Annotated in this window: 24 protein-coding genes; 12 read left to right on the forward strand and 12 right to left on the reverse strand. The window is 71.6% G+C overall.

Annotated features, from left to right (window positions below; translation table 11 throughout):
• Window positions 1-12: 12 nt before the first annotated feature.
• Window positions 13-267 carry an MFS transporter gene (locus tag ASD90_RS24660; RefSeq protein WP_056751110.1) on the forward strand — a complete coding sequence of 85 codons (255 nt, stop codon included), beginning with the start codon at window positions 13-15 and terminating at the stop codon, window positions 265-267.
• Here ASD90_RS24660 and ASD90_RS02335 read toward each other — a convergent pair.
• Window positions 183-1829 (reverse strand): FAD-binding dehydrogenase, encoded by a 1647-nt coding sequence (locus tag ASD90_RS02335; RefSeq protein ID WP_056751113.1) that lies wholly within the window; start codon window positions 1827-1829, stop codon window positions 183-185. The two genes, ASD90_RS24660 and ASD90_RS02335, sit on opposite strands and share 85 nt — an antisense overlap.
• Window positions 1830-1892: 63 nt before the next feature.
• A complete protein-coding gene (locus tag ASD90_RS02340) occupies window positions 1893-2441 on the reverse strand; it encodes a DinB family protein (protein WP_056751115.1) in 549 nt (182 codons plus the stop codon).
• Window positions 2442-2569: 128 nt separating this feature from the next.
• Between ASD90_RS02340 and ASD90_RS02345 the strand changes: the two genes are divergently transcribed.
• From ASD90_RS02345 to ASD90_RS02365, 5 genes are all read left to right on the forward strand, one after another.
• Entirely contained in the window at window positions 2570-3178 is a 609-nt protein-coding gene (locus ASD90_RS02345; RefSeq protein ID WP_056751119.1) for an ATP-dependent Clp protease proteolytic subunit, read from the forward strand.
• Window positions 3175-3786, forward strand: coding sequence for a ClpP family protease (locus ASD90_RS02350; RefSeq protein WP_056751122.1), 612 nt, complete (start codon window positions 3175-3177; stop codon window positions 3784-3786). Before ASD90_RS02345 ends, ASD90_RS02350 begins: the two co-directional genes overlap by 4 nt.
• A 216-nt stretch (window positions 3787-4002) precedes the next feature.
• The gene (locus tag ASD90_RS02355; RefSeq protein ID WP_056751123.1) at window positions 4003-6075 is read left to right on the forward strand and encodes a hypothetical protein; all 2073 of its coding nucleotides are present in this window, start codon (window positions 4003-4005) and stop codon (window positions 6073-6075) included.
• A gap of 233 nt (window positions 6076-6308) precedes the next feature.
• Window positions 6309-7058, forward strand: coding sequence for a D-Ala-D-Ala carboxypeptidase family metallohydrolase (locus ASD90_RS02360; RefSeq protein WP_056751126.1), 750 nt, complete (start codon window positions 6309-6311; stop codon window positions 7056-7058).
• 28 nt (window positions 7059-7086) lie between these two features.
• Entirely contained in the window at window positions 7087-8040 is a 954-nt protein-coding gene (locus ASD90_RS02365; protein ID WP_056751130.1) for a phage tail tip lysozyme, read from the forward strand.
• 33 nt (window positions 8041-8073) lie between these two features.
• Here ASD90_RS02365 and ASD90_RS24600 read toward each other — a convergent pair whose 3' ends face one another.
• On the reverse strand, window positions 8074-8451 hold the full coding sequence (locus tag ASD90_RS24600; protein WP_056751137.1) for a helix-turn-helix domain-containing protein: 378 nt from the start codon (window positions 8449-8451) through the stop codon (window positions 8074-8076).
• Window positions 8452-8672: 221 nt separating this feature from the next.
• On the opposite strand from ASD90_RS24600, the gene ASD90_RS02375 reads away from it, so the two are divergent.
• Entirely contained in the window at window positions 8673-9713 is a 1041-nt protein-coding gene (locus tag ASD90_RS02375; RefSeq protein WP_056751139.1) for an ATP-binding cassette domain-containing protein, read from the forward strand.
• A complete protein-coding gene (locus tag ASD90_RS02380) occupies window positions 9710-10564 on the forward strand; it encodes an ABC transporter permease (protein ID WP_056751141.1) in 855 nt (284 codons plus the stop codon). The genes ASD90_RS02375 and ASD90_RS02380 overlap by 4 nt, the downstream gene beginning before the upstream one ends.
• A gap of 23 nt (window positions 10565-10587) precedes the next feature.
• Here the strand turns inward: ASD90_RS02380 and ASD90_RS02385 are convergent, their stop codons facing one another.
• Window positions 10588-11625, reverse strand: coding sequence for a class I mannose-6-phosphate isomerase (locus tag ASD90_RS02385; RefSeq protein WP_056754259.1), 1038 nt, complete (start codon window positions 11623-11625; stop codon window positions 10588-10590).
• A 44-nt stretch (window positions 11626-11669) separates the two neighbouring features.
• Window positions 11670-12701 carry a LacI family DNA-binding transcriptional regulator gene (locus ASD90_RS02390; RefSeq protein WP_235506354.1) on the reverse strand — a complete coding sequence of 344 codons (1032 nt, stop codon included), beginning with the start codon at window positions 12699-12701 and terminating at the stop codon, window positions 11670-11672.
• Between the two features lie 225 nt (window positions 12702-12926).
• On the opposite strand from ASD90_RS02390, the gene ASD90_RS02395 reads away from it, so the two are divergent.
• Window positions 12927-18044 carry a GH92 family glycosyl hydrolase gene (locus ASD90_RS02395; protein ID WP_235506355.1) on the forward strand — a complete coding sequence of 1706 codons (5118 nt, stop codon included), beginning with the start codon at window positions 12927-12929 and terminating at the stop codon, window positions 18042-18044.
• 84 nt (window positions 18045-18128) lie between these two features.
• Here ASD90_RS02395 and ASD90_RS02400 read toward each other — a convergent pair whose 3' ends face one another.
• From ASD90_RS02400 to ASD90_RS02410, 3 genes are read right to left on the reverse strand one after another with little or no spacing between them, the layout of a single operon-like run.
• Window positions 18129-18530, reverse strand: a complete 402-nt coding sequence (locus ASD90_RS02400; RefSeq protein ID WP_056751148.1) for a DUF3224 domain-containing protein — start codon at window positions 18528-18530, stop codon at window positions 18129-18131.
• A 52-nt stretch (window positions 18531-18582) separates the two neighbouring features.
• Complete coding sequence (locus ASD90_RS02405) at window positions 18583-19482, reverse strand: aminoglycoside phosphotransferase family protein (RefSeq protein WP_200958518.1); 900 nt, start codon at window positions 19480-19482, stop codon at window positions 18583-18585.
• Window positions 19479-19883, reverse strand: coding sequence for a DUF6855 family protein (locus ASD90_RS02410; protein ID WP_056751151.1), 405 nt, complete (start codon window positions 19881-19883; stop codon window positions 19479-19481). The genes ASD90_RS02405 and ASD90_RS02410 overlap by 4 nt, the downstream gene beginning before the upstream one ends.
• 127 nt (window positions 19884-20010) lie before the next feature.
• Between ASD90_RS02410 and ASD90_RS02415 the strand changes: the two genes are divergently transcribed.
• Entirely contained in the window at window positions 20011-20841 is an 831-nt protein-coding gene (locus ASD90_RS02415; protein ID WP_056751154.1) for a DUF4118 domain-containing protein, read from the forward strand.
• 78 nt (window positions 20842-20919) lie between these two features.
• Here the strand turns inward: ASD90_RS02415 and ASD90_RS02420 are convergent, their stop codons facing one another.
• Together ASD90_RS02420 and ASD90_RS02425 are read right to left on the reverse strand one after the other, a co-directional pair.
• The gene (locus ASD90_RS02420) at window positions 20920-21816 is read right to left on the reverse strand and encodes a serine protease (protein ID WP_235506356.1); all 897 of its coding nucleotides are present in this window, start codon (window positions 21814-21816) and stop codon (window positions 20920-20922) included.
• A gap of 118 nt (window positions 21817-21934) precedes the next feature.
• Window positions 21935-22729 (reverse strand): deoxyribonuclease IV, encoded by a 795-nt coding sequence (locus ASD90_RS02425; RefSeq protein ID WP_056751157.1) that lies wholly within the window; start codon window positions 22727-22729, stop codon window positions 21935-21937.
• Window positions 22730-22809: 80 nt separating this feature from the next.
• On the opposite strand from ASD90_RS02425, the gene ASD90_RS02430 reads away from it, so the two are divergent.
• Together ASD90_RS02430 and ASD90_RS02435 are read left to right on the forward strand one after the other, a co-directional pair.
• Entirely contained in the window at window positions 22810-24333 is a 1524-nt protein-coding gene (locus ASD90_RS02430) for an MFS transporter (protein ID WP_056751160.1), read from the forward strand.
• A gap of 58 nt (window positions 24334-24391) precedes the next feature.
• On the forward strand, window positions 24392-24928 hold the full coding sequence (locus tag ASD90_RS02435; RefSeq protein ID WP_056751163.1) for a DUF4395 domain-containing protein: 537 nt from the start codon (window positions 24392-24394) through the stop codon (window positions 24926-24928).
• A gap of 3 nt (window positions 24929-24931) precedes the next feature.
• Here ASD90_RS02435 and ASD90_RS02440 read toward each other — a convergent pair whose 3' ends face one another.
• Together ASD90_RS02440 and ASD90_RS02445 are read right to left on the reverse strand one after the other, a co-directional pair.
• Window positions 24932-25918: an LLM class F420-dependent oxidoreductase gene (locus ASD90_RS02440; protein ID WP_056751166.1), complete on the reverse strand. Its 987-nt coding sequence runs from the start codon at window positions 25916-25918 to the stop codon at window positions 24932-24934.
• A gap of 87 nt (window positions 25919-26005) precedes the next feature.
• A complete protein-coding gene (locus ASD90_RS02445; RefSeq protein ID WP_056751169.1) occupies window positions 26006-26725 on the reverse strand; it encodes an MBL fold metallo-hydrolase in 720 nt (239 codons plus the stop codon).
• Window positions 26726-26795 lie beyond the last annotated feature (70 nt).

Raw genomic sequence — 26795 nt, forward strand, 5'->3', positions numbered from 1 at the left:
CGGGCCCCGACCATGGCGTCCTCGGCCAACATCGCCGCCTTCAACGTCGGCAACTTCCTCGGTGTCTGGGTCTCGGGCCTCGCCATCGGTGCCGGTCTCGGCTGGACCTCGCCGCTGTGGGTCGGCGCCGGCTTCACCACGCTCGGCCTCCTCGTCCTGCTCGCCGCCACCCGCACCGTCGGTCAGAGCGCCGCGGCCGCCGACCGGCCGGCGGTGCGGCCGCTGAAGAGGCAGCCGCCGAGGAAGGTGCCCTCGAGGGAGTTGTAGCCGTGCATGCCGCCGCCGCCGAAGCCGCTCACCTCGCCCGCGGCGTACACCCCCGGCAGCGGCTCGCCACCGGCACGCAGCACCCGCCCGGCGAGGTCGGTCTCGAGGCCGCCGAGCGTCTTGCGGGTGAGGATGTTGAGGCGCACCGCGATGAGGGGTCCCGCCTTGGGGTCGAGCAGCTTGTGCGGGCTCGCGACGCGGATCAGCTTGTCGCCGCGGTAGTTCCGCGCGCCGCGCATCGCGGTGACCTGCGCGTCCTTGGTGAAGTCGTTGTCCATCTCGTTGTCACGCGCGACGATCGTGCGCCGCAGTGACTCGAGGTCGATGAGGTCGTCACCGGTGAGCGCGTTCATGCCCCGGACGAGCTCGTCGAGGGTGTCGGCGACGACGAAGTCCTCGCCGTGGCGCTTGAACGCCTCGACCGGCGCCGGTGCGCCCTTGCGGGCCCGCCCGAGGACCTGTCTGACGTCCTTGCCGGTGAGGTCGGGGTTCTGCTCCGAGCCGGAGAGGGCGAACTCCTTCTCGATGATGCGCTGGGTCAGCACGAACCACGAGTAGTCGTGCCCGCTGCGCATGATGTGGCCCAGCGTGCCGAGCGTGTCGAAGCCGGGGAAGTAGGGCGCCGGGAAGCGTCTGCCGCGGGCGTCGACCCACAGGGACGAGGGCCCGGGCAGGATGCGGATGCCGTGGTTGTCCCACACGGGGTCCCAGTTGCGCAGGCCCTCGGTGTAGTGCCACATCCGGTCGGGGTTGATGACGTTGCCCCCCGCGGCCTGCGTGATGCCGAGCATCCGCCCGTCGACGTGCGCGGGGACACCGGCCACCATGCGCGCCGGCGGCGTGCCGAGCCGCTCGGGCCAGGCGCGGCGCACGAGCTCGTGGTCGCCGCCGATGCCCCCGCTCGTCACGATGACGGCCTGGGCCGTGATCTCGAAGTCGCCGACCTCCTCCCGGCTGCTCGGCCGACCACGGTCGACGCCGTCGGGCGCCAGGAGGCGACCGCGTACGCCCGTGACGGTGCCCGCGGTCGAGACGAGCTCGTCGACGCGGTGGCGGAAGGCGAAGGTGACGCGGCCGCTCGCCACGGCCGCGCGGACCCGTCGCTCGAAGGGCTCGACGAGCCCGGGCCCCGTGCCCCACGTGATGTGGAAGCGCGGCACCGAGTTGCCGTGGCCGTCGGCCCGGCCGTCGCCGCGCTCGGCCCAGCCGACGACGGGGAAGAGGCGGTGCCCCTGCTCGTGCAGCCACGACCGCTTCTCGCCGGCCGCGAAGTAGAGGTAGGCCTCGGCCCACTTGCGGGGCCAGAAGTCCTCGTCACGGTCGAACTGTGCCGAGCCCATCCAGTCCTGGGTCGCGAGCTCGAGGCTGTCCTTGATTCCCATCCGCCGCTGCTCGGGGCTGTCGACGAGGAAGAGCCCGCCGAAGCTCCAGAAGGCCTGGCCGCCGAGCGACTGCTCACCCTCCTGGTCGACGAGCACGACCCGCTTGCCGCGGTCGGCGAGCTCTGCGGTGGCGACGAGACCGGCCAGACCGGCTCCCACGACGACGACGTCGGCTTCCATGGTCAGAGCATGCCATCAGTCGTCCGAGTCGGGGTGCCGGCCGGGTCGGACCGCGTCAACGCCTCACTGTCCGGTGGCGCCGTCGATGCACTCCCGGAGCAGGTCCGCGTGGCCACAGTGCCGGGCGTACTCCTCGATGAGGTGGACGAGGACCTCGCGCAGGTTGATCGGGTTCCTCGGGTCGAGGCTGACGAGATCGAGGGACTCCGCGGCCGCCACGAAGGCGTCGCCGTTCGCCACCTCCTCGCGCCACCGCGCCCACGCCTCGTCGACGACCTCGTCGTCACCGGTCGCGTCCGTGAAGTCGGCGTCTCGGTCGTCGTCACGCCGGTACAGGAAGGACGTGGCCTCGCCGGCCATGACGCGCCGCCACCACGACTGCTCCACCTGGGCGAGGTGGCGCACCAACCCGAGGAGCGACATCGTCGACGGCGGCACCGACCGCGTCGCGAGCTGCTCCGCCGTCAGGCCCGAGCACTTCAGCTCCAGCGTGAGGCGGTAGTTGGAGAGGTAGTCGAGCAGGGTCGTGCGCTCGTCGCCGAGCAGCGCCTCCTGCGATCGGGGGTCGTCCTCGGGGTCGACCCACATGTCGGGATACGTCTTTCCGGCCATGCGCCCATCGTGGTGGCAGCGGACGGCGCGCGCCAACGGGATATCGCCCGGGCGGCATACGCTGTCGGCGAATCTGCCCGCGGCAGAGCGGGACTCCCTGTCGTGTGAACCGGGGTCACGCTGGGTGCATGACCGACTCACTCATGCCAGGACCGCTCGACGACCAGCTCTCGATGCAGCTGCTCCACCAGCGGATCATCGTCCTCGGGGCGGAGGTCGACGACCCGGTCGCCAACCGGATCACCGCCCAGCTGCTCCTGCTCTCGGCCCGGGACCCGCGCGCCGACATCAGCCTCTACGTCAACAGCCCCGGCGGCTCCGTCACCGCCGGGCTCGCGATCTACGACACGATGCGGGTCATCCCCAACGACGTCTCCACTCTCGCAGTGGGATTCGCGGCATCGATGGGCCAGTTCCTCCTCGGTGCCGGCACCCCCGGCAAGCGCTACGCGCTGCCCAACGCTCGGATCATGATGCACCAGCCGTCCGCCGGCATCCAGGGCACCGCGGCCGACGTCGAGGTCCAGGCCGCCAACCTCAAGGCGGTCAAGCGCCGGGTCAACGAGCTGCAGGCCGAGCACACGGGGCAGACCGTCGAGCAGATCACCCGCGACAGCGAGCGCGACCGCTGGTTCAGTGCGGAGGAGGCGGCGGCATACGGCATCGTCGACCACGTCGTCAGCGCCCTCGCGGACGTCCGTCCCGGCGGGGCCGAGCGCAAGGTGGGCCTGCGGTGAGCAGCTACACGATCCCCTACGTCATCGAGCGCACACCGGCGGGCGAGCGCAGCTTCGACATCTACAGCCGGCTGCTCCAGGAGCGGATCATCTTCGTGGGCACCGAGATCGACGACGGGGTCGCCAACGTCGTCATGGCCCAGCTGCTCCACCTCTCCTACGTCGCCCCCGACCGCGAGGTGTCCCTCTACGTCAACAGCCCCGGCGGTTCGTTCACCGCGCTCATGGCCGTCTACGACACGATGCAGCTCGTCCAGTCCCCCGTCGCGACCTTCTGCCTCGGGCAGGCGGCCTCGGCGGCCGCGGTGCTGCTCGCGGCCGGTGAGCCGGGCCGCCGCTTCGCCCTGCGCCACTCGCGGGTCCTGCTGCACCAGCCCTCCGCCGGCGGCCAGGGGACGGTGAGCGACCTCGCGCTCCAGGCCGACGAGCTGCTCCGGGTGCGTGCGCAGGTCGAGGAGGTGCTGAGTCACCACACCGGGCGCTCGATCGACCAGCTGCGCCTCGACACCGACCGCGACAAGGTGCTGACGGCCCAGCAGGCCGTGGAGTTCGGGATCGTCGACCACGTCATCGAGCGAGCCACGGAGGCGGTGCCGGTCGGGCGGTGAGGAGGACGGGTCGATTCCGTGGACAGGCCCCGGCGCGCGGTGCAAGAGTGCTCAGTGCAAGGCCGAGTGACCCGGCGCCGAGGGCCCTCAGGTGTTCTTTCTCCATCCCTCGCCCGCCCCCGGCCCGCCCACCGTCCGACAGCGACGGGTGATGCCCCGGACGGGCTCCACTTCCTCGAAGGGGAGCTCATGGCTGGTCCACGTAGGTCGCGCCTCATGCGCATCAGTTCCATCTCCGTCCCGATCCTCGCCCTCGCCGCCCTCGGGCTGCCGGCGACCCAGGCCCAGGCCGAGTCCGGCTCGAGCGCTCACCTCGTCGGCACGTCTGCCGCGGCGACCGGGGCCTTCACCCCGTCCGGCTCCGGCGACGTCACCGACGAGGAGTTCATGGGTGAGCCCGACGACGCCGACGGCGACGCCGGGCCCGACCCCTATCCCGGCACCATCACCGACCGCAGCCTGTCCGACGGGCACGGCAGCAGCCACTCCATCTCCGTCAAGAGCGGGCAGAAGGCCAAGTCCAACCCGCAGCTCGGGACGTCCTTCGAGGGCCTGAACCTCTTCCAGCAGAGGTACGCCCGCGGTGGCAACCAGTTCACCGTCGAGCCGCCCGACCAGGCTCTCTGCGTCGGCAACGGCTACGTCCTCGAGGCCGTCAACGACGTGCTCAACGTCTACGACAAGCACGGCACCTCGGTCCTGCCGGACAACACGGCGACGAACGTCGTCAGCGGCTTCCCGACCGACGTCGGCCACGCCGTCGACCTCAACTCGTTCTTCGGCTACGCCCCGGCGATCAACCGGTCCACCGGCGTCCGCGCCCAGAGCATCACCGACCCGGTCTGCCTCTTCGACGCCGCCACGCAGCGCTTCTTCGTCGCGGTCCTCACCCTGGAGACGACCCCGGCCGGCGCTCTCACCCTCCAGAACCACATCGACGTCGCCGTGAGCCGCACGGCCGACCCGCGGGGGACGTGGAACATCTTCACGTTCGACGTGACCGGCGACGGCACCAACACCGGCGGCGCCAACGCCGGCCCCTACCTCGGCGACTACCCCCACATCGGGGCCGACGCCAACGGCATCTACGTCACGACGAACGCCTACCCGTGGAACCACAACGGGTTCGCCGGAGCCCAGATCTACGCCCTGTCCAAGGCGCAGCTGGCCGCCGGTGCCCCGACGGTCTCGATGCAGCACATCGACACGTCCGGCTCGGTCCCTCTGCCCAGTGATGCGGGCTCGACACAGCCCGGCTTCACCGTCTGGCCGGCACAGTCGCCGGGGACGGGCTCCTACGAGCTCGGCGCGAACGGCACGGAGTACCTCCTCAGCTCCACCGCTGCGGACGAGGCGACGCACCCCGTCGCCGGCACCGGTGGCAGCTACGTGTCGAGCACCGTCGTGGTCTGGGCGCTGACCAACACGGCCTCGCTCGCCTCGGCGACGCCAGCGCTGTCGCTCAGCAACAAGGTCGTGCCGTCCGAGACGTACGCCATCCCGCCCAAGACGAAGCAGCCCGGGGCCGGGACCGCGCCGACCACGGCGACGCCGCAGGGCTACTGCATCAACGACACGACGACGTCGACCATCGCCGGCGTCGGGTGCTGGAGGCTCCTCTTCGGCGCCCAGCCGGCGCACAACGAGGTCGTCTCGACCCCGGACTCCAACGACACCCGCATGCAGCAGGTCACGTACGCCAACGGCAAGCTGTGGGGTGCCCTCGACACCGCGCTCAACCCCGAGGGCGGCGCCCAGCGCGCCGGCATCGCGTGGTTCGTCGTCAAGCCGTCGGTCGCCACGGGCTCCGTGTCGGCGAAGATGGCGCTGCAGGGCTACCTCGGCAGGGCCGGGGCCGACCTGACCTACCCGGCCATCGGCGTCACGCCGAGCGGTCGCGGTGTCATGGCGTTCAGCTACACGGACGCGACGACCTACCCGAGCGCCGGGTATGCCGCCATCGACGGTCTCGTGGGCACCGGACCCATCTCGGTCGCCGCCGAGGGCAAGGCCACCGACGACGGGTTCACCAGCTACAAGGCGCAGGTCGGCAACCCGCCGCGGACCCGCTGGGGTGACTACGGCGCGGCCGCGGTCGACGGCAGCTCCGTGTGGATCGCGAGCGAGTACGTCGCCAGCGCGTGCGACTACACGACGTGGGGCGGCCGCTTCTTCGGGGCCACCACCGGCGACAACAAGCTCGGCACCTGCGCCTCCGCTCCGGGGGCGGCGGGGTCGCGCACCGCGCTCGGCAACTGGTCGACGCGGATCAGCCAGGTGACGCCCTAGCGGCGTCCGCCAGGGAGGGGTGACGGTGGCGCAGGGAGGCGCCGCCGTCACCCGGACCTGAGCCCTGCCGTGAGGAGTCGATGTCCGGACCCGGTGACCGGGTTGTCCGGGGGAGGTACCAGCGCGCGCGCCGAGTGCATGGGGAGTGCTCCCCATGCACTCGGCGCGCAGAACCCGCGCCACTCGGACACGCTCGGCCTGTAGGGACAGGCAGCTCACGAAAGGGACATCGCATGCGCAGGAACCGACTCACACGCGTCATCGCCGCACTCGCCATCGCCTTCGGAGGCCTCGGCGTCGCGACCGCCACCGTGACGGCGACGGCACCCACCGCCCATGCCGACGAGTGCTACTCGTGGCCCCGCACGCTGAGCTCCGGCGCGTCGGGCTCCGACGTGACGCAGCTCCAGATCCGCGTCGCCGGCTGGGTGCCGCGCGGCCAGGTCATGGGCATCGACGGCTCCTTCGGCCCGCAGACCACGGCCGCCGTCACGAACTTCCAGAGGGCATACGGCCTCACGGCCGACGGGGTCGCCGGCCCCGCGACGTTCTCGAAGATCTACGCCCTGCAGGACCCCGACTGCTCGCCGCTCCACTTCACCTACGCCGAGGCGAGCTACAACTGCGGCCGGGGCTTCACGGGCACGGCGGCCAACAAGGAGAACATGAAGCGCGCCCTGTGGCGGGCCGAGGCGCTGCGCCACCAGCTCGGCGACCACCCGCTCAAGGTCACGTCGGGCTACCGCGACTCCGCCTGCAACGCCTCTGTCGGTGGTGCGAGCAACAGCATCCACCTCACGGGCGGCGCCCTCGACCTCGTCCCCGGCGACAGCGCCACCTCGATCTGCAGCATCGCCAAGCAGGCCCGCTACGCCGGCTTCGGTGGCATCTTCGGTCCGGGCTACCCGGCCCACGACGACCACGCCCACGTCGACATCCGGACGAGCATCGCCTGGGACGCGGACGCATGTGCCGGCTGGTGAAGGTCGCGGCGGGGGATCGGAGGACCAGATGAAGACCAGCACCGCCCGCAGGACCGTCGCCGGGCTGCTCGCCGGCGTGGCCGTGGCGATCCTCGGCGTGGTCTCGGCCCCGAGCGCCCTCGCCGCCTCGAACGACGAGATCGCCTTCGACTACTTCGTGTCCAAGGGGCTCACCGAACGCCAGTCCGCCGGCATCGTCGGCAACCTCATCCAGGAGTCGGGCAGCCCGATCAACCCCTACGCCAACCAGCCCAGCGGACCCGGCATGGGGATCGCGCAGTGGAGCGAGGGCGGCCGTTGGGACACCGACTCCCGGGACAACGTGGTCTGGTACGCCGGGCTCAGCGCGCGCAGCCGCTACAGCCTCACGGCCCAGCTCGACTTCACGTGGTACGAGCTGTCGACCTTCTCGGCCTACGGCCTCGCCGACCTGAGGGCGTCGACCTCCGTCAGCACGGCGACGACCGTCTTCATGCAGAAGTTCGAGCGGTGCGGCACGTGCGCGACGACCCAGCGCATCGCGTACGCCAACGACGTCCTGTCGAAGTACGGCAGCGGTGGCACGGGCGGCAGCACGACGGAGACGAGCCTGCCGGTGCTGCGCAGCGGCAGCAGCGGGGCGGCCGTACGCACCGTGCAGTACCTGCTCAGGGCGTCGGGCCGCAGCGTCACCGCCGACGGGTCCTTCGGCCCCGCAACGGATTCCGCGGTGCGCAGCTACCAGTCCGCCCACGGGCTGTCCGTCGACGGCGTCGTCGGCGACAACACGTGGTACTCGCTGCTGCCCGTGCTGCGCCAGGGCGCGAGCGGCGAGGCCGTCAAGGGCCTGCAGCGCGAGCTCGTCGACGCCGGCTACGCGTTGACCGTCGACGGGTCGTTCGGCCCGGCGACGTACTCGGCGGTGCGGGCCTACCAGACCAAGACCGGGCTGGTCGTCGACGGCGTCGTCGGCAACAACACGTGGGGCAGCCTCATCGACTGAGCCGGCTCCCGTCGCCGACGGGTCCGGTGCCGCTCACGCGACGAGCAGCACCGGACCCGTCGCTGCGTCCGAGGGGGTCGCGATGCTCGACCCGACGCGCGAGGTGAGGTCGAGGACGCGGCCACCGGTGCCCTCGGAGGTGAGGTCGCGCAGCTCGCGGTGGGCGGCGCCGACGAGGCCGGTGATGCTGGAGCCGAGGGCGACGCAGACCGCCTCGAGCACCTCGGACGACGGCTCCTTGAGCCCCCGCTCCACCTCGGAGAGGTAGGCGACCGAGATGCCGGCACGCGCGGCGACCTCGGCGAGGGTGCGTCCCTGGCGGGTGCGCAGGCCGCGCAGGAGGCGTCCGTAGACCTCGCGCAACAGCGGCGTCCGGAGGGTGGTCTGGGGGCGCGGGGCGAGCTGGGTCATGGCGGTCTCCGATCTCGGTGCGTCCGTCCAGCGTCGCACGCGAGCGCTCGGAACGTGCCGACTGCGGCGACGGATGGCGTACGCCGTGGGCGAACTGCCCCAAACATGTTGACGGCGTTCACTTCGTCGATGAGGCTTGTCGGTGGTGACGCCTAAGGTCGTCGCACGCCGCAACTCACACCTCTCGTCCCACAGGCACGACTCACCCGGGGAGCCCGCACATGACCATCACCACCGACGCGCGCGCCGTGCGCGACCGGTCCACAGGTCCGGCCATCGAGGCCGAGCACCTCGTCAAACGCTTCGGCGACATGACCGCCGTCGACGACGTCAGCTTCTCCGTGCCCCAGGGCACGGTCCTCGGTCTGCTCGGTCCCAACGGTGCCGGCAAGACCACCACCGTCCGCATGATGACGACCCTGAGCCGCCCGACGAGCGGCTCGGCCCGCGTCGCCGGCCACGACGTCGCCCGCGAGCCCGAGCTGGTCCGCCGCAGCATGGGCCTCACGGGCCAGGCCGCCACGGTCGACGAGCTGCTCACCGGTCGCGAGAACCTCAGGATGATGGGCTCGCTCTACGGCCTGCCGGGGGGTGAGGTACGCCGTCTGTCCGCCGAGCTGCTCGAGCGCTTCTCCCTCACCGACGCCGGCAACAAGGTGGTCAAGGACTACAGCGGCGGCATGCGGCGCCGGCTCGACCTCGCGGTCAGCCTCATCGCCACGCCGCCCGTCCTCTTCCTCGACGAGCCGACCACGGGTCTCGACCCGCGCAGCCGCGTCGAGCTCTGGGACGTGCTGCGTGGCCTCGTGCGCGACGGCACGACGCTGCTCCTCACGACGCAGTACCTCGAGGAGGCCGACCAGCTGGCCGACCGCATCGTCGTCATCGACCACGGCCGCATCATCGCCCAGGGCACACCGCTCGAGCTCAAGGACCAGTCGGGCAAGGCCGCGATCGTCCTCACGGTGTCGCACGCCGACCAGCTCGAGGCGGCTCGCGCGCTGCTCGCCGCCCACGTCCCCGAGGTGCACGTCGACGTGGCGGCCCGTCAGCTGACCGCCCCGGCCGACGGGCTGTCCGACATGACGCGCGTCGCGACGGTGTTCGAGCGCAGCGAGATCGTGCTCGACGACCTGGGCCTGCAGCGGCCCAGCCTCGACGACGTCTTCCTCAGCCTCACCGGCCACCGCGCCGAGCCGCCGGCCGGCGACAGCGCCGAGACCCCCACCGAACCCAGCACGCAGACCGAGGAGCAGCGATGACCGACTCCGCAGTTCAGGAGGCCACGCGGGTTGCCCACGTCGAGCCCCACGACTTCCAGCCGCCCGGCTTCGTCCGCCAGGTCACGACGATGGTGTGGCGCAGCCTCAAGCACATCAAGCGACAGCCCGAGATGCTCACCGACGTCACGATCCAGCCGGTCATGTTCGTGCTGCTCTTCGCCTTCGTCTTCGGAGGGTCGATCGTCATCCCCGGCTTCAACTACCGGGAGTGGCTGATGCCGGGGATCATGGCCCAGACCATGGCCTTCTCCGCGTTCATCGTCGCGATCGGCCTCAACATGGATCTCGGCAAGGGCATCATCGACCGGTTCCGCTCGCTCCCGATCTCGCGGGGCTCCGTGCTCGTCGGGCGCAGCATCTACAGCATCATCCACTCGAGCATCGGCATCTTCGTCATGTCGCTCACCGGCCTGGCCATCGGCTGGCGCATCCACAACGGCATCGGCAAGGCGCTGCTCGCCTTCGCGCTGCTGCTGCTCTTCGGTTTCGCCATGATCTGGGTGGGCATCCTCGTCGGCTCGTCGATGCGCTCGCCCGAGGCGGTCAACGGTCTGATGTTCACGACGATCTTCCCGATCACGTTCCTGGCCAACACCTTCGCACCGACGGTGGGCATGGCCAGCTGGTTGCGCACCATCGCCGAGTGGAACCCGATCAGCTCGCTCGTCCAGGCGATGCGCGAGCTGTGGGGCAACGGCCCCGCGGCACTGCCCGACGCCGCCCTGCCCCTCCACTACCCGGTCCTCACGACGGTGATCTGGTCGGTCGCGATCACCGCCGTCGTCTCCCCGCTGGCCGTGCGTGCCTTCATCCGCCGCACGACCGACTGAGGCCGCGGTCGCAGGGCGCCGGCTCAGGCCGGCGGCATGCAGCGGACGACGGTGACGTCGCCCTCGAGGCGCACGTCACCGGCCCCGTACGGCACGAGCAGAACGTCGCCCCGCGCCACCTCGGTGGTGCGGGGCGCGTCCGTCCCGGTGGTCAGCACCCCGGCGCCGGCGACGACGACCGTCACGGCGAAGGCCGCCGCGCCGGTGGCCGAGGCTCCGGCACTCGCCCGCAGGACCTCGGCCCGGAAGTACTCCGAGGCCTCGTCCGGCAGGGCGGGGCCCGACGCCTCGACGTCGGTCCACCGACGGCGCAGCCGGTCCAGGCCGTCGGACGTCAGTGGCCCGAGGGCGACGCTCTCGAGGGCGCGCGCGAGGCCGAGCCCGAGGAACGCGTGTGCCTCCTCGAGGCCGAAGCGACGGTGCTCGAGCATGACGGACAGGTCGGTCGGCTCCTGCAGCTCGAGGACGAAGACCCCCTCGCCGATGGCGTGCGGCTGACCACCGGGCACGAGGACGGTGTCGCCCGCGTGCACCTCGATCCGGTTGAGCGCGGCGAGGAGCCGCTCGTCCTGGGCCTCGACGAGCCCGGCCAGCTCGTCGGCGGGCAGCTCGTCGCGGAAGCCGAGCCAGACGCACGCGCCGGGCTCGGCGTCGAGCACGATCCAGGCCTCCGTCTTGCCGTGGTCGCAGTCGAGGTGGGCCGCGGCGAAGGCGCGGTCGGGGTGGGAGTGGACGGGCAGCCGCTCACCGGCGTCGAGCAGCTTCGTCAGCAGGCCCGGCTCGATACCGTGCCTGGCGACGTGGTCGGCGCCGAGCCAGTGGTCGGGGTCGCTGGCGAGCGCGTCGGGCAGCGGCGTCCCGTCGGCGAGGACCGTGACGCCGTCCCCGCCCTCGGCGAACAGGCGCGTCGTCGAGGCGAGCCAGTCCTCGGGGCGGTGGCCGTCGAAGGCCTCCGGGACGTCGAGCCCGCGGAAGGCGAGGATGCGCTCGCCGCCCCGGTAGAACCGGTGGGGCGTGTTGAGCGGCAGGCGCGTCGGGTCGGACACGGTGGTCTCGGACACGGTGGTGGTGCTCCTCGGGTCGGTGCTGGAGGTGCGTGGCGGGGTCATCGGGTCGGTGTCCCGCGGCGGATGCCGGAGGCGCGCACGATGAGCCGCGTCGGCATGACGACGGTCTGCGCCTGGGACTCGTCGCCGAGCAGCCGCGCGAAGAGCTGCTGGGCGGCCTTCTGTCCCATGGCCGCCGGGTCCTGGTGCACGACGGTGACCGGCGGGTCGATGAGCGCGGCGAGCTCGAAGTCGTCGTAGCCGACGAGCGACAGGGGCAGCCGCAGCTCGCGCAGGGCGAGCAGGGCGGCGAGGGTGATGCGGTTGTTGCCGGTGATGACCGCGGTGATCGGCTCCGGCCCGGTCGTCCACTGGCTCAGCGTCTCGTGCACGGAGACCGGCGTGTGCGGGCCCATCGAGACGCGTGGGCTGGCGGGCAGGCCCAGGCTCTGCTGCGTCGTCACGAACGCGTCGCGGCGCTGTCGTGCCGTCCAGAAGGCCGGGTCGTCGCCGTAGAAGGCGATGTTGCGGTGGCCGTGGGCGACGAGGTGCTCGACGGCGCTGCGGATGCCGCCGTGGTTGTCGCTGAGGATCGTGTCGCGCGGGGTGCCGCGCACGGGTCGGTCCATGTAGACGATGGGGGTGTGGCTCGCCTCGAGCACGGCGTCCGAGGAAGCGCTCTCGTCGGCGGGCACGACGACGATGCCGTCGACGCGGCGGCCCACGAGCGCCTCGATGACCGCGCGCTCGCGCGACGGCGAGCCCTCGGCGGAGGCCGTGATGAGCTGGTGCTGGCGGATGCGCGCCTCGCGCTCGACGGCCGCGCCGACCTGCGAGTAGAAGGGGTTGGCGAGGTCCTCCACGACGAGGGCGATGGTGAAGGTGCGGCCCTGGCGCATGAGGCGGGCACCGTCGTGGCGTCGGAATCCGAGTCGCTCGATGACGGCGCGCACTCGTTCGGCCGTGTCGGGTCGCACGCCCGGCTCGTGGTTGACCACACGCGAGACGGTCTTGACCGAGACGTGGGCCTCGGCGGCGACGTCGGCCATGGTCGGGCGGGCGGCTGTCCGGTGGTCAGACAACGCTGTCATGCCCGCAGTCTGACCAGCGAGCGCTCGGATGGCAACGCCACATCCCCCCGAAGTCTCGCCGCAGGGGCGTTCTGTCCGATCCGATGTCCTGACCGGACAAGATCGGTTCGGGCTGTTGACGCCCTTTGTCGGGTGCGGCGAGTCTCTGCCGGGTCGGAGGCGGCTCGGGGTCGCCGGCGCCGACCTCACATTCAGCACGGCTCAACGACGAGCACGGAGGAACCCATGTCCATGAGATCCGGGATCCACAGAGGCGTCATCGCCCTGGCAGTCCTGGCCACGTCGACCGCGGGTGCGGTCGCCGGTCCCGCTTCAGCGAACGCCGCCGGCAGCCCTGCCGCGGCGCCGCTCTCAGCACCCACCGCCGTCGCGGGCGCGGGTGACTTCTCGACCTCGTTCGAGACCGGTCAGCCGCAGCCCGCGCTGTCGACCGTCGAGGTCGGCCCCAGCGGCCCGCGGCAGCAGAACGTCTCCGGCACGGCGAGCGCCGACGGGAGCCTGCTCGGCTCGGTCGTCGGCGTCACCGCGAGCGCCGAGAACGCCCCGGGGGAGGTTGCGGCGAACCTCGCCGACGCCAACCCCGACAGCAAGTGGCTCGCCTTCGCCTCGAGCGCCTGGGTGCGCTACCAGCTCGGTACGCCGGCCAAGGCCGTCCGCTACTCGCTGACCTCGGCCAACGACTCCCCGGAGCGCGACCCGAAGGACTTCACGCTCCAGGGATCGGCCGACGGCACGACGTGGACCGACCTCGACCGCCGCACCGGCATCGACTTCTCCGGACGCTTCGCGACGCGGACCTTCGACGTGACGACGCCCGGGACGTACGCGTACTACCGCCTCAACGTGACCGCCATCCACTCGGGCGGCACCGTCCAGCTCGCCGACTGGGACCTCTCCGACGGCAGCACGGGCTCCGGCCCGGCGACGCCGATGAAGACGATCGTCGGCTCGGGGCCCATCTCCGGCTTCAACATCAAACCGCTCGTCGGCTGGACCGGCGTCAAGGCGCTGCGCTACTCCGGCGGTCACACCGCCGACGGCCGTGGCTACGCCTGGAACCGGCTGTTCGACGTCGACCTGCCGGTGACGTCGCAGACCCGGCTGAGCTACAAGATCTTCCCCGACATGATCTCGGGCGACCTCGAGTACCCGTCGACGTATGCCGCGCTCGACGTGCGCTTCACCGACGGCACCTACCTGTCCGACCTCGGCGCCGACGACGTGCACGGCGTCGCCGGCAGCCCGAGCGGGCAGGGCAAGGGCAAGATCCTCTACGCCAACCAGTGGAACGCCGTCACCCTCGAGGTCGGAAAGGTCGCGGCAGGCAAGACCATCGACCGCGTCCTCGTCGGTTACGACAACGTCGGCGGCGCCAAGAAGGACACGCGCTTCGGCGGCTGGATCGACGACGTCGCGGTGCAGTCCTCGCCGGCGGTCGTCGACGGCTCGGACCTGACGAACTACGTCGACGTGCGACGCGGCACCAACGCGTCGGGCGGCTTCTCGCGCGGCAACAACCTGCCGATCAGCGCAGTGCCCAACGGGTTCACCTTCTTCACCCCCGTGACCGACGCGAACTCGCAGTCGTGGGAGTACTACTACCAGTCGCAGAACAACGCGGCGAACCTCCCTGTGCTGCAAGGCCTTGCGGTCTCGCACGAGCCGAGCCCGTGGATGGGCGACCGCAACCAGATGTCGGTCATGCCGTCCATCGCGACGGGCACCCCGACGGGCAGCGCGTCCGGTCGCGGCCTCGCCTTCGACCATGCGACCGAGCTGGCCCACCCCGACTACTACAAGGTGGTCCTCGCCGGCGGCCTGACCGCCGAGACGGCCCCGGCCGACCACGGCGGCGTCTACCGCTTCACCTTCCCCGCCTCGGCGACCAAGGGCAGCCTCGTCGTCGACACCCGAGACGACAACGGCACCTTCACGGTCGACGCGGCCACCGGCACCATGACCGGCTGGGTCGACAACGGCAGCGGCCTCTCCGCCGGCCGCAGCCGGATGTTCGTCTACGGCACCTTCGACCGGCCCGCCACGGCGGTCGGCACGGCGCCGGGCGGCCACGTCGGCACCCGCTACGCGAGCTTCGACACGAGCACGACCAAGCAGGTCACGCTCAAGCTCTCGACGTCGTTCATCTCGCTCGACCAGGCGAAGAAGAACCACGCGCTCGAGCTCGCCACCCGCGACTTCGACGCCGTGCGCGCGGCCGCCAAGACGGCCTGGAACGACCGTCTCGGCGTGGTCAGCGTCAAGGGCACCAACGACACCGAGCGGACGACGCTCTACTCCAACCTCTACCGCCTCAACCTCTACCCGAACAGCCAGTTCGAGAACACCGGCACGGCTGCGGCTCCGCACTACCAGTACGCGAGCCCGGTTGCGGCCAAGAGCGGTTCGGCCACCGCGACGACGACGAACGCCGCGGTCAAGGACGGCAAGATCTACGTCAACAACGGCTTCTGGGACACCTACCGCACCGTGTGGCCGGCCTACAGCCTGCTCTACCCGGAGGTGGCGGCCGAGATCGCCGACGGCTTCGTGCAGCAGTACCGCGACGGCGGCTGGGTCGCGCGGTGGAGCTCGCCGGGCTACGCCGACCTCATGACCGGCACGAGCTCCGACGTGGCCTTCGCCGACGCGTACGCCAAGGGCGTCAAGCTGCCCGACCCGCTCGCCGCCTACGACGCGGCGGTGAAGAACGCCACGGTGCTCCCGACGTCGAGTGCGGTCGGTCGCAAGGGCCTCGACACGTCCACCTTCCTCGGCTACACGAGCACCAACACCGGGGAGAGCGTGTCGTGGGGTCTCGAGGGGCTCGTCAACGACTTCGGCATCGGCACCATGGCGGCCAAGCTCGCCACGGACCCCGCGACGCCGGCGTCACGCCGGGCGCAGCTCGTCGAGGAGTCGAAGTACTTCCTCGAGCGCTCGACGCACTACGGCAACCTCTTCAACCCGAAGGTCGGCTTCTTCCAGGGCCGCGGCGCCGACGGGACCTTCCCGTCGAGCTTCGACCCCGAGGACTGGGGCGGCGACTACACCGAGACGAACGCCTGGAACTTCGCCTTCCACGCCCCGTTCGACGGCAACGGCCTGGCCAACCTCTACGGCGGCCGTGACGCGCTCGCGAAGAAGCTCGACACGTTCTTCTCGACGCCCGAGACGGCGACGAAGCCCGGCGGCTACGGCGGCGTCATCCACGAGATGCTCGAGGCCCGCGACGTCCGGATGGGGCAGCTCGGCCAGAGCAACCAGGTGAGCCACCACATCGCCTACATGTACGACTGGACCGGCCAGCAGTGGAAGACGGCCGAGAAGGTCCGCGAGATCATGCGACGCCTCTACGTGGGCGGCGAGATCGGCCAGGGCTACCCGGGTGACGAGGACAACGGCGAGATGTCGGCGTGGTACGTCCTCTCCTCGCTCGGCATCTACCCGCTCCAGGTCGGCTCGGCCAACTGGGCCATCGGGTCGCCGAAGTTCGAGCAGGTGCGGGTCAAGCGCACCCAGGGTGACCTCGTCGTCAATGCGCCGGGCAACTCGGAGCGCTCGATCTACGTCCAGGGCGTCACGATCGACGGCCAGAAGCACAAGAGCGTCTCGATCAGCCAGGACGAGCTCACCGGCCCGACCACGGTCGACTTCGCGATGGGCGCCAAGCCGTCCGACTTCGGCGCCCGCGCCCAGGACGCCCCGCCGTCGCTGACGCAGGGCACCGAGGCACCGAAGCCGCTCAGGGACGCGACCGGTCCCGGTCGCGGCACCGCGACGGCGACCGACCTCGCGTCGGGCGGCGACGCCAAGGCGCTCTTCGACAACACGTCGCGGACGTCGGTGGCCTTCACCTCGGGTACGCCGCAGGTGACCTTCGCCCTCTCGGGCGTCGGCCAGCGGGCGACCTGGTACACCGTCACCTCGGGTCCGAAGGCCGGCGACCCGTCGGCGTGGCGCCTCGAGGGCAGCAAGGACGGCACGACCTGGGTCACGCTCGACACGCGCACCGGCCAGTCGTTCCCGTGGCGGGTGCAGACCCGCCCGTTCCAGATCGCCCTCCCCGAGACGTACACGTCGTACCGTCTCGTCGTGACGGCCACCGCCGGGGGCGAGGCCGCCAACCTGTCCGAGCTCGAGCTGCTCACCGACGGCTCCAAGGCGCAGAACACCGGGATCAAGGTCTCGGCGGCCGAGCCGTTCGAGGTGGCCGAGGACACCGCGTGGACCGGCGCGGTGGCGACGTTCTCGGGTGGTGTCGGCCAGGGCACCGACCCGGCCGGCACGGCGACGGCGACGATCGCATGGGGTGACGGGTCCAGCTCGGCCGGCACCATCGAGGCCGGCGACCTGGGCTCCTACACCGTCCGCGGCACCCACACGTGGGCCGAGCCGGGGCCGTACCAGCCCAAGGTCACCGTCACGACGGCGAACGACGGCGGCTCCGCGCTCGGCGGCGTCACCGTGCACCAGGCGTCGGCGCCGGCGTATGCCGCCGGGTTCGACTCGGTGTGCTTCGGCAACGTCGGCGACTCGGTGCCGTGCGACGGGGACCGCGCGGGCCTGTCCCGCGAGGCCCTCGCCGCAGCGGGCGGGGTGCCGGGCAAGCTGCTGACTGTGCCGGGGACCGACCTCCGGTTCTCGATGCCGGGGATCCCGGTCGGCGAGAAGGACAACGCCACCGGCGCCGGCCAGACCCTCCCGGTAACCCTCGCGCCGGGGGCGACGAAGCTGTCGCTCATCGGCACGGCCACCCAGCGCAACCAGGACACCACGGCCACGGTCCGCTTCACCGACGGCTCGACGACGAGCTACCCGGTGCAGTACGGCGACTGGTGCGGCTCGCCGCAGTTCGGCAACGTCGTCGCGATCCAGATGGCCTACCGCCTCAACGGCACGGGGACCGACAGCTGCCAGGTCAAGCTCTTCGCCACCACGCCGCTCACGGTGCCGGCCGGCAAGACGGTCGAGTCGGTCACCCTGCCGACGCAGACCGGTGACCCGGCCACGGCGGGACGGATCCACGTCTTCGCGGTCGCCGACAACGGTTCGGCTCTCGAGGTCAAGGCTGCCGCGGGTGCCACCGCGACGACCGGCGCCGACACCGACGTCACGCTCGGCACGGCGTCGGGCGGCGTCCCCGCCGACACCGGCTACACGGCTCGGGTGCAGTGGGGCGACGGCACCGTGACGGAGGACGCGACCGTGACGGTCGGGTCCGACGGCACGGCCACGGTGGCAGGCGTCCACACGTGGGCCACCGCCGGCACCTACACGGTGCGGGTCCTCGTGTCCGACTCCCGGTCCGACGTGCTGAGCTCGCTCACGGTCACAGTCGGCTAGCCCACCGGGTCACCACCGGGTCACCACCGGGCACCACAACAGAGCGGCGCGGGGAACACGCCTCCCCGCGCCGCTCTGCTGCGCTCAGCCGAGGTTGTGGTCGAAGTCCATGCGGTGGGTGCCGTCGGCGTCGACGTGCAACCGGACGGTGCCCTCGATGCCGGCCAGCTCCTCGGTGCCGCTGCCCGGCACGATGAGGCCGTACTCGTTCGAGCGGTCCGCGCCGCTGGTCGAGGCGGCGTGCACGAAGTTGAAGGCGCCGTGGCGCCCGGCGACGGTGCCCTCGAAGGACTCGAGCGCGACGTACGTGCCGACACCGGAGGTCTGGTCGAAGGCCGACGTGAACTGGGTGACGCTGCGCCCCTCGACGTCACCGGCATACGCCTTGCGCATGCGCAGGTGCCCGGTGGGCAGCGCCGTCGTCACGTCGGGGACGTAGTCGGTGACGTCGAAGTCGGACGTCGTGAAGGTCGAGGTGCTCAGCATGAGCCCGACGCTATCGACCCGAATGCCGTTGGGCTAGAACGTTTCCGACGGGTCAGCCGTGCGCCGCGTCGTCGAGCAGCTGCTCGATCGTGCGCCGGGCCATGGCGGAGAACCCCGGATTGGTGCGCTCGTAGTACGGCACGATGTGGGCCGCCTGCGTCAGGGCGTGGCCGCGGGCTCGCTCCCACGTGCCCTCGTCGACACCGAGGGCCTCGCGGTATGCCGCCCGGCCCGTCCGGGAGAACATCGTCCACGCCGCGATCGTGTCGGCCGCCGGGTCGCCGACGCCGACGCTCCCGAAGTCGAGGACGGCCTCGACGTGTCCGTCCCGGACGAGCACGTTGGGTGGCAGCAGGTCGCCGTGGAGCCACACGCGGTCCGAGCTGGAACCGGTGAGGACGGGGGCCTGCATCGCGCGGTCCCACGCGGCGAGGGCGGCGTCGGCGTCGACGAGATGGCGGGACCGCTGCAGGGCGTCCCGGGTCGAGGCGTCGACCTCCGCCAGCGGCCGACGCCCACCCGGAGGCGCGTCCGGGGGAGCCGGTACGGCGCGCAGGGCGGCGACGAAGGCGCCGAGGTCGGCTGCCGCGCGGGCCTCCTCCACGGCGCCGACGGCATACGGACTGCCGGTCACCCATCGGAACACCGCCCACACGTGGGGGAACTCGCTGGTCGGTTCCCCGACCGCCACGGCTTCCGGGACGGTGAGCGGGAGGGACGGCGCGAGCCGGGGCAGCCACTCCAGCTCCCTGGCCAGGTCGTGCGCCCAGGCCGCGACTCGCGGAAGGCGCACGTAGAGGTCGTCGCCGAGGCGGATGATCGCGTTGACGGTCCCGGTCGACGCGAACGGCCGCACGGGAAGGTGGGCGAGGTGCGGGAGCTGGTCGGCGAGGAGCCGGCGGACGAGGTCCTCGCTGACCACGAGCTCGTCCGCGTGCATCCGTGCGGTCACAGGGCGCGCATGCGGTTGTTGCGGGCGCCGTGCTCGACCTCGGCGAGGCCGAGCTCCTCGAGCAGGGGAGGCAGGTACATGCCGACGCGCCCTCGGTAGCCCTTGCGCAGGCCGTACCAGCCACCGAGCGGGTTGGTCTCCGACCGCGCCCAGGCCTCCACGGTCCCCTCCTTCGCCGGCTTCTGCTCGTCAGCCGACCCGAGCGGGACCCAGTCACCCTGTTCCCGCAGCCAGGCGTGGAGGTCGTCGACGACCCTGGCGTCGTATGTCAGCCGCGTCGATCCCACCTGGCAGACGAGCTGGGCCGGCTCGGCGCCGTCGTCGCGGCTCATCGTGTACTCCGAGGTGCCCGCCGGCGTGCGCAGCACCCACGGGTCGTCGGCGCTTCCGGTCCCGCTCACGGTGTCCTCCTGGTCTCGACGTCGTCGCCCACCTTTCTACTCCCGCGTCGTCAGGACGGCGTCAAGATCGCGTCAGGATGCGGGCGAGATGGCGAGCTGTCCCTGCCGGCGGGTGTTGCGTGGAGTCATGACCACTGACTGGCTCGCCGATCACCGCGCCTGGACGCGGTGGGGCTCCCTGCTCCTGCCCATCCTCGTGGGCGCGGCCCTCGGCCTCTTCCGCGACGGGATGAACCAGAGCACCGCGGCCATGGTGCTCGTGCTCACCGTCGTCGCGGCCGCCGCCACGGGCGACAGGGTCGCCGGCATCATCGCCGCCCTCTCGGCCGCGGGCGCCTTCGACTTCTTCCTCACCGAGCCGTACTACTCGTTCTCGATCCATCACCGGGAGGACCTCGAGCTCGCCGTCGCGCTCGTCGTCGTCGGTCTCGCCGTCACGGAGATCGCGCTGTGGGGACGTCGCCAGCAGGCCGCGGCGCAGCGCCGCGACGGGTACATCTCCGGTCTGACCCACCTGCTCGACCTGCCGCCGGACACGACCGAGCACGCCCGGGCCGACGCCATCGGGACCGCGATCACCACGGTGCTCGGCGCCGACCGGTCCACGTGGGACGCCGGCCATCCCCGCTGGAACGACGCCGTCATCGGCGCGGACGGCCAGGTGACCACCGGCGGGCGACGCCTCCCCGTCGAGCGGGTCGGGCTGCCCACGGACGGCTACACCGCGGTCGTCGTCCGTCGCGGCACCGACCTCGTCGGTCACTTCCGCGTGACGGCCTCGACGCACGTCGCGCGACCCACGACCGAGCAGCTGCGCGTCGCCGTGCTCCTCGCCGACCGGATGGCGAACGCACGAGCGCCGCGGCCCGCCACCGAGGAGGGGATGGCGGGACGCGACGCAGGCGTGCGGGCGCGAGGGACCGGCATCGTCGGCGACCCGTTCGCAACCCCTGAGTAACCTAGGCGGCCGCGAGGGACCGTTGGGTAAAGAGTGAGTCAGGAAATGCTGGGAGCGCCCTGAGTGTCGCGGCCCGGGTCAGGCAACCCTTGCCGCGTTGTAGAGCGTCTCCTCGACGGTGCCGAAGTACGGCCCGTACATGACGTTCTTCTCGCCGCGGTAGCCGAAGCTGTTGAGGGAGTTGAGGACGCCGCCGGTGATCCAGCCGCCACCCGACGAGCCGCCGGTCATGCTGCACGGCAGGCGGTTGTCCGTCGAGCCCCGGGTGTCCTTCGTCGTGGGACCCGAGCAGCGCCACAGGGTCTGGCCGTCGTAGGGGCTCGCCTGCGGGTAGCCGTAGGCGTCGAAGGTCCGGTTGTAGCCCAGGTTGAACGCGATGGGGTAGGCACCGCCCACCGTGGCGGCGAGCGTCTTGCCGCCCATCTGGTTCATGACGGCGAAGCCGATGTCGTGGTTGAAGTCGCCGCTCGTGCGCCATTCGGAGGTGGTCAGCAGGGTGCGCGCTGTGAACGTGCCGTAGGGGCGGACGCCGTTCTCGTACTTCGGGACGAAGGCGAAGTTCGTCACGTAGGCCCCGGGCCCCTCGTTGACGCAGTGCCCGGCCGTCGTCACGAGCGAGCCGGTGCCGCTCGCGGTGACGGTGCCGGAGCACACGTAGTTGAGGCCCTTCTCGGTGAAGAACACCTTGCCGAAGAGCGGCGAGGCGGGCACCTGCACTGCCGTCGCGCTGCTCGTGCCGCCCCCGGGCTTGCCCTGGAGCGGGACGTACTTGTTCTCGCGCGGAATGGCGCTCTTCATCCGTGCCGGGGTCCAGTAGGCCGTGATGCGCTGCTGCTCGGCCAGGGTCGTCGCCGCGGCGTGGCTGTCGACGTGGCCGCTCGTTCGCGCGGCGGTCGCGGTCGGCGCCGCGGAGATGGTGAGCGCCAGGGCCCCGGCGCCCAGTGCCGCCGTGGCGGTCCTGATGATCGTTCGCATGAGTTCCTCCGTCGAAGCGGGGGATCGCCGGCCAACCCCCGAGTGGCGATCCACCTCGCACGGTAGGCCGCTCCCGACCTCTGGCGAGGGTTGTCGGGGTAAAGACGTCGTCAAGACGTCAGACGTGCGACCGCAGCCAGGCGATGTCGGCGCTCTGGCCCTCGAGCCCGCCGGGGGTCTCGCACACGACCGGAGCCCCGGCCGCGCGGATGACGCCCGCGAGCGCCTCGCCCGCGATGTGCCCGGAGCCGAAGTTCGTGTGCCGGTCGGCGCCCGAGTCGAACTCGTCGCGCGAGTCGTTGGCGTGGACGAGGTCGATGCGCCCGGTGATGGCGCGCACCTCGTCGACGACGGTGCCGAGGTCGTTGCCGCCGGCGTGGGCGTGGCACGTGTCGAGGCAGAAGCCGACGTCCTCGCTCCCGGACGCCCGGCCGATCGCGTCCCACAGCCGGGCGATGGCCTCGAGCCGGCGGGCCATGGCGTTGTCGCCGCCCGCGGTGTTCTCGATGAGCAGCGGCACGGGCAGGTCGAGCCCGTCGATGCACTTGCGCCAGTTGTCGAATCCCGTCGCCGCGTCCTCGTCGGCGCCCAGGTGGCCGCCGTGGACGATGACGCCCTTGGCGCCGATCTCGGCGGCAGCCGTCAGGTGCTGCTGGAGCAGCTTGCGGCCGGGGATGCGGATGCGGTTGTTGAGGCTCGCGACGTTGATCGGGTAGGGCGCGTGGACGTAGAGGTCGACGCCCGCGGCATCGGCGTCCGCCTTGAGCGCCTCCGCGCCACCGGCATACCGGACCACCGGGCCCTTGTAGCTCTGCGGGTCGCCGAGGAAGAGCTGCGATAGCGAGGCCCCGCGCGCCTTCGCCTCCGCGATCGGGTCCTCCTGGTCGACGTGCGCACCGATGTGTAGAGCCATGCCGCCAGCGTATGCCGCCCGGCCGACACCGATTTCCCGTGGCCGTGTCGAGGTGGCGCGGTCCCGTTCGACGTGAGGGCATGACGACGACAACGCAGACCCAGCCCACGACGACCACGACGTCGACGCGCCGCCAGTGGCTCGCCCTCGGGGTCCTCGCCCTGACGGCCCTGCTCCTCTCCCTCGACGTCAGCGTCCTCTACCTCGCGCTGCCGGAGCTGTCCGCCGACCTGGGTGCCAGCACGACCCAGCAGCTGTGGATGCTGGACATCTACTCGTTCGTGCTCGCCGGCTTCCTCGTGACGATGGGGGCCGTCGGTGACCGGATCGGTCGCAAGCGCCTCCTGCTCATCGGCGCGGTGGCCTTCGGCATCGCGAGCGCGGCCGCCGCCTACGCCTCCACCCCCGGTCAGCTGATCTTCTGGCGGGCCGTGCTCGGCATCGCGGGCGCGACCCTCATGCCGTCGACGATGGGCCTCATCCGCACCATCTTCACCGACGAGAAGGCGATGATGACGGCGATCGGCGTCTGGTACTCGTGCTTCATGGGCGGCATGGCCGTCGGCCCGCTCGTCGGCGGCGTCCTGCTCGAGCACTTCTGGTGGGGATCGGCGTTCCTGCTCGGCGTCCCCTTCATGCTGCTGCTCGTCGTCGTCGGTCGCCGCGTGCTCCCGGAGTCCGACCGCCGGGCCGGTGCGCCCGTCGACGTCGCCAGCTCGGTGCTGTCGCTCGCCGCGATCCTGCCGGTCATCTACGGCTTCAAGGAGATCGCCCGGGGCGGCGACACGACGACCGCCCTGCTGACGATGTCGGTCGGCTGCGCGCTCGGCATCGTCTTCGTCCGTCGCCAGCGACGCATCGCCAACCCGCTCGTCGACCTCGCGCTCTTCCGCAGCCGCGCCTTCTCCACGGCGCTCGCGGTGATGCTCGTCGGTGGCGTGGTCATGGCGGGTGTGTCGTTCCTCAGCTCCCAGTGGCTGCAGCTGGTCGCGGGTCTCGACCCGCTCGGTGCAGGCCTGTGGATGCTCCCGGCCAACATCGCCCTGCTCATCGGCGCGTCGTCGTCGGCGCGGATCGCCCAGCGGCTCGGCACCGCGCGCACCATGGCCACGGGACTGGTCGTCTGTGCCACGGGTCTCGCGCTCTACACGCAGGTCGGCCCCGCCCAGGGCCTCGGCCTGCTCGTCTTCGGGATGTGCCTGACCTCGTTCGGGATCATGCTCCCGTCGACGCTGACGATGGGCGTCATGATGCAGTCGGCGCCGCCGGAGCGTGCCGGGTCGGTCGCCTCGATGTCGGAGACCTCCGGTGAGTTCGGCATCGCCATCGGCATCGCCGGGCTGGGCTCGCTCGCGACGTTCGTCTACCGCGACCAGCTGGCGCCGTATGCCGCCACGCACGCGTCCGACGCGACCACCGCCGCGCTCGACTCCCTCGCCGGCGCCGTCCGGACCGCGACCACGCTGCCGGCCGCGGCCGCCCACGAGCTCGTCACGGCCGCGCAGGGCGCCTTCACGACGAGCCTCGGCGTCGTCGCCGGCGTCGGCGCCGTGCTCTTCGTGGCCTGCGCGGTCATCGCCCTGCGGGTCCTGCGGACCCGCTGAGGTCCGGATGCTGGCCGAAGGTTGCATAACCCGACCTTATGTAGTCAATAATGTGGGGATGAGTTCCTCGCGCTTCCCCGCTGTCGTCGACGACGTCACGGTCCGTCTCATCGCGGCCGTCGTGCTCGTCATCGGCGTCATCGCCCTCGCGACGCAGCAGTGGTGGCTCTACGCCGTCCTCGCCGTCGACTTCAGCTTGCGGGCCGCGCTCGGACCCCAGGCCAGCCCGATCGCCCGGCTCGTCCAGCGGTGGATCCGACCCGCCGTCTCCGCGCCCAAGCGACCCACGGCCGGCCCGCCCAAGCGGTTCGCGGCGACCATCGGAGCCGTCATGACGGTCGCCGCGACCGTGCTCTGGGTCGTCGCGCTCGTGACCGGGTCGTCGGGGGCCACCGCCGGCGTCGTCGTCATCGGCGCCGTCATGGTGCTCTTTCCGGCGCTCGAGTCGATCTTCGGCATCTGCGTCGGCTGCATCCTCTTCTCCGGCCTCATGCGCCTCGGTGTCATCCCCGAGGAGGTCTGCCTCGAGTGCGCGGACATCACCAAGCGCCGCGATCGTCTCGTCGCCGAGCGGACGGGCCAGCAGGCGGCCTGAGGCTCACCCGGCGGCGGCCCGCAGCTTCTCGAGCAGCGGTCCCGCGGCCTCGTCGAGGAAGCGCTCCTGGGCGTCCCCGCCGATCTGCACGAGCGCGATGTCGGTGAAGCCGGCCTCCCAGTAGGGGCGCACGGCCTCGACGACCGCATCGAGGTCGGGCCCGCAGGGGATCGACGCCGCGACGTCGTCCGGCCGCACGAACTGAGTGGCGCCGGCGAAGCCCGCCGGGGTCGGCAGGTCGGCGTTCACCGACCAGCCGCCGCCGAACCAACGGAACTGCTCGTGGGCCCGGGCCACCGCCGCGTCGCGGTCGGGGTCCCAGCTGATCGGGACCTGGCCGATGGCGCGCGCGCCGGAGCCGATCCGCTCGGCCCCGTCGGTGCGGTTCCACGTGTCGACGAGGTCGGACTCCGGCTGCACCGCGATCATGTGGTCGGCCAGCGGGGCGAGGCGCTCGATCGACGCGTCGCCGCTCACGGCGACGGCCACCGGCACGAGGATGTCGGGCAGGTCCCAGATGCGCGCCGAGTCGACGTCGAAGTAGTCACCGTGGTGGGTCACGAGCTCACCCGAGTGCAGCTCCCGGATGATCTCGATCGCCTCGACGAGCATCTCCTGCCGTGTCGCGACGCCCGGCCAGCCCTCGCCGACGACGTGCTCGTTGAGGCTCTCGCCGCTGCCGAGGCCCAGCGTGAAGCGGCCGTCGGAGAGCAGCTGCATCGTCGCCGACTTCTGGGCGACGACGGCCGGGTGGTAGCGCATCGTCGGGCACGTCACGTAGGTCATGAGCTCGAGGCGCTCGGTGGCCTGCGCGACCGCGCCGAGCACCGACCACGCGTACGGTGCGTGTCCCTGCTCGGTCAGCCAGGGTGAGTAGTGGTCGCTCGAGACCGCGAGGTCGAAGCCCACCTCCTCGGCGCGCACGGCCCAGCGGACGAGGTCCTTGGGGCCGCTCTGCTCGGTCATCAGGGTGTATCCGAAGTTGGTCACGCAGGGGACCTACCCATTCTCGGGGGCACAGCGTGTACAGGGTCTGTCCACAGTTGTGGACAGGTCTGTGGATCGCGGCCCGTCGCGTCAGGACGGGCGGTGCCTCCCGAGGAAGGTCCGGATGGCCTCGCGCGGCCGGTCGCGCAGCTCGGTGCCGTGCGTGAAGGCCGCGACGTCGTAGTCGAGCTCGCCGAGCAGGTGGGCGGTCTGCTGCGTCATGCGGAAGTCGGTGCAGAACGCCTTGACCGGCCAGCGCAGCCCCATGACGTTGAAGATGGCGTCGCCCGTGATCAGCGTGCGCGACTCCTCGTGGAGCAGCGAGACGTGGCCGGGGGAGTGGCCGGGCGTGTGCACGACCCGCAGGCCACCGGCGATCGGCAGCACCTCGCCGTCGGTCATCTCGCGCTCGACCGTGAGCGGCTCGAAGTCGCGACCGGGCCGGGAGAAGCGGTCGATGAGCCGGCCGAGCAGGAAGCTGCGGTCACGCGGCGGCGAGGACCCCTCGACGGCGTATGCCGCGTCGCCGTGGTGGATCGTGAAGCCGCGCCCGGTCTCGCGGGCCACGTGCGCCGCACCGCCCGCGTGGTCGGGGTGGGCGTGCGTGAGCAGCAGGCGGGTCACGTCGGACGGGGCGGCCCCGATCGCGCCCAGGGCGGCGATGACCTTGGGCCCCGAGCTGGCCAGCCCCATGTCGACGAGCGTCACCTGGCCGTCGTCGTCGCGCAGGATGAACCCGTTGACGAAGTCGCGCACGAGCGGGATGCGCCAGACGTTCGGCGCGAGCGGAACCACGAGGTCCTTGGCCATGGGCCGACCCTAACCGCGACCGGTGTCCCGCGCTCGCGCTGTCGAACGTCGGGTGAGACGGGCGGGCCCG

This window comes from Terrabacter sp. Root181 (genome assembly GCF_001428505.1).
In the GTDB taxonomy this organism is placed as follows: domain Bacteria; phylum Actinomycetota; class Actinomycetes; order Actinomycetales; family Dermatophilaceae; genus Terrabacter.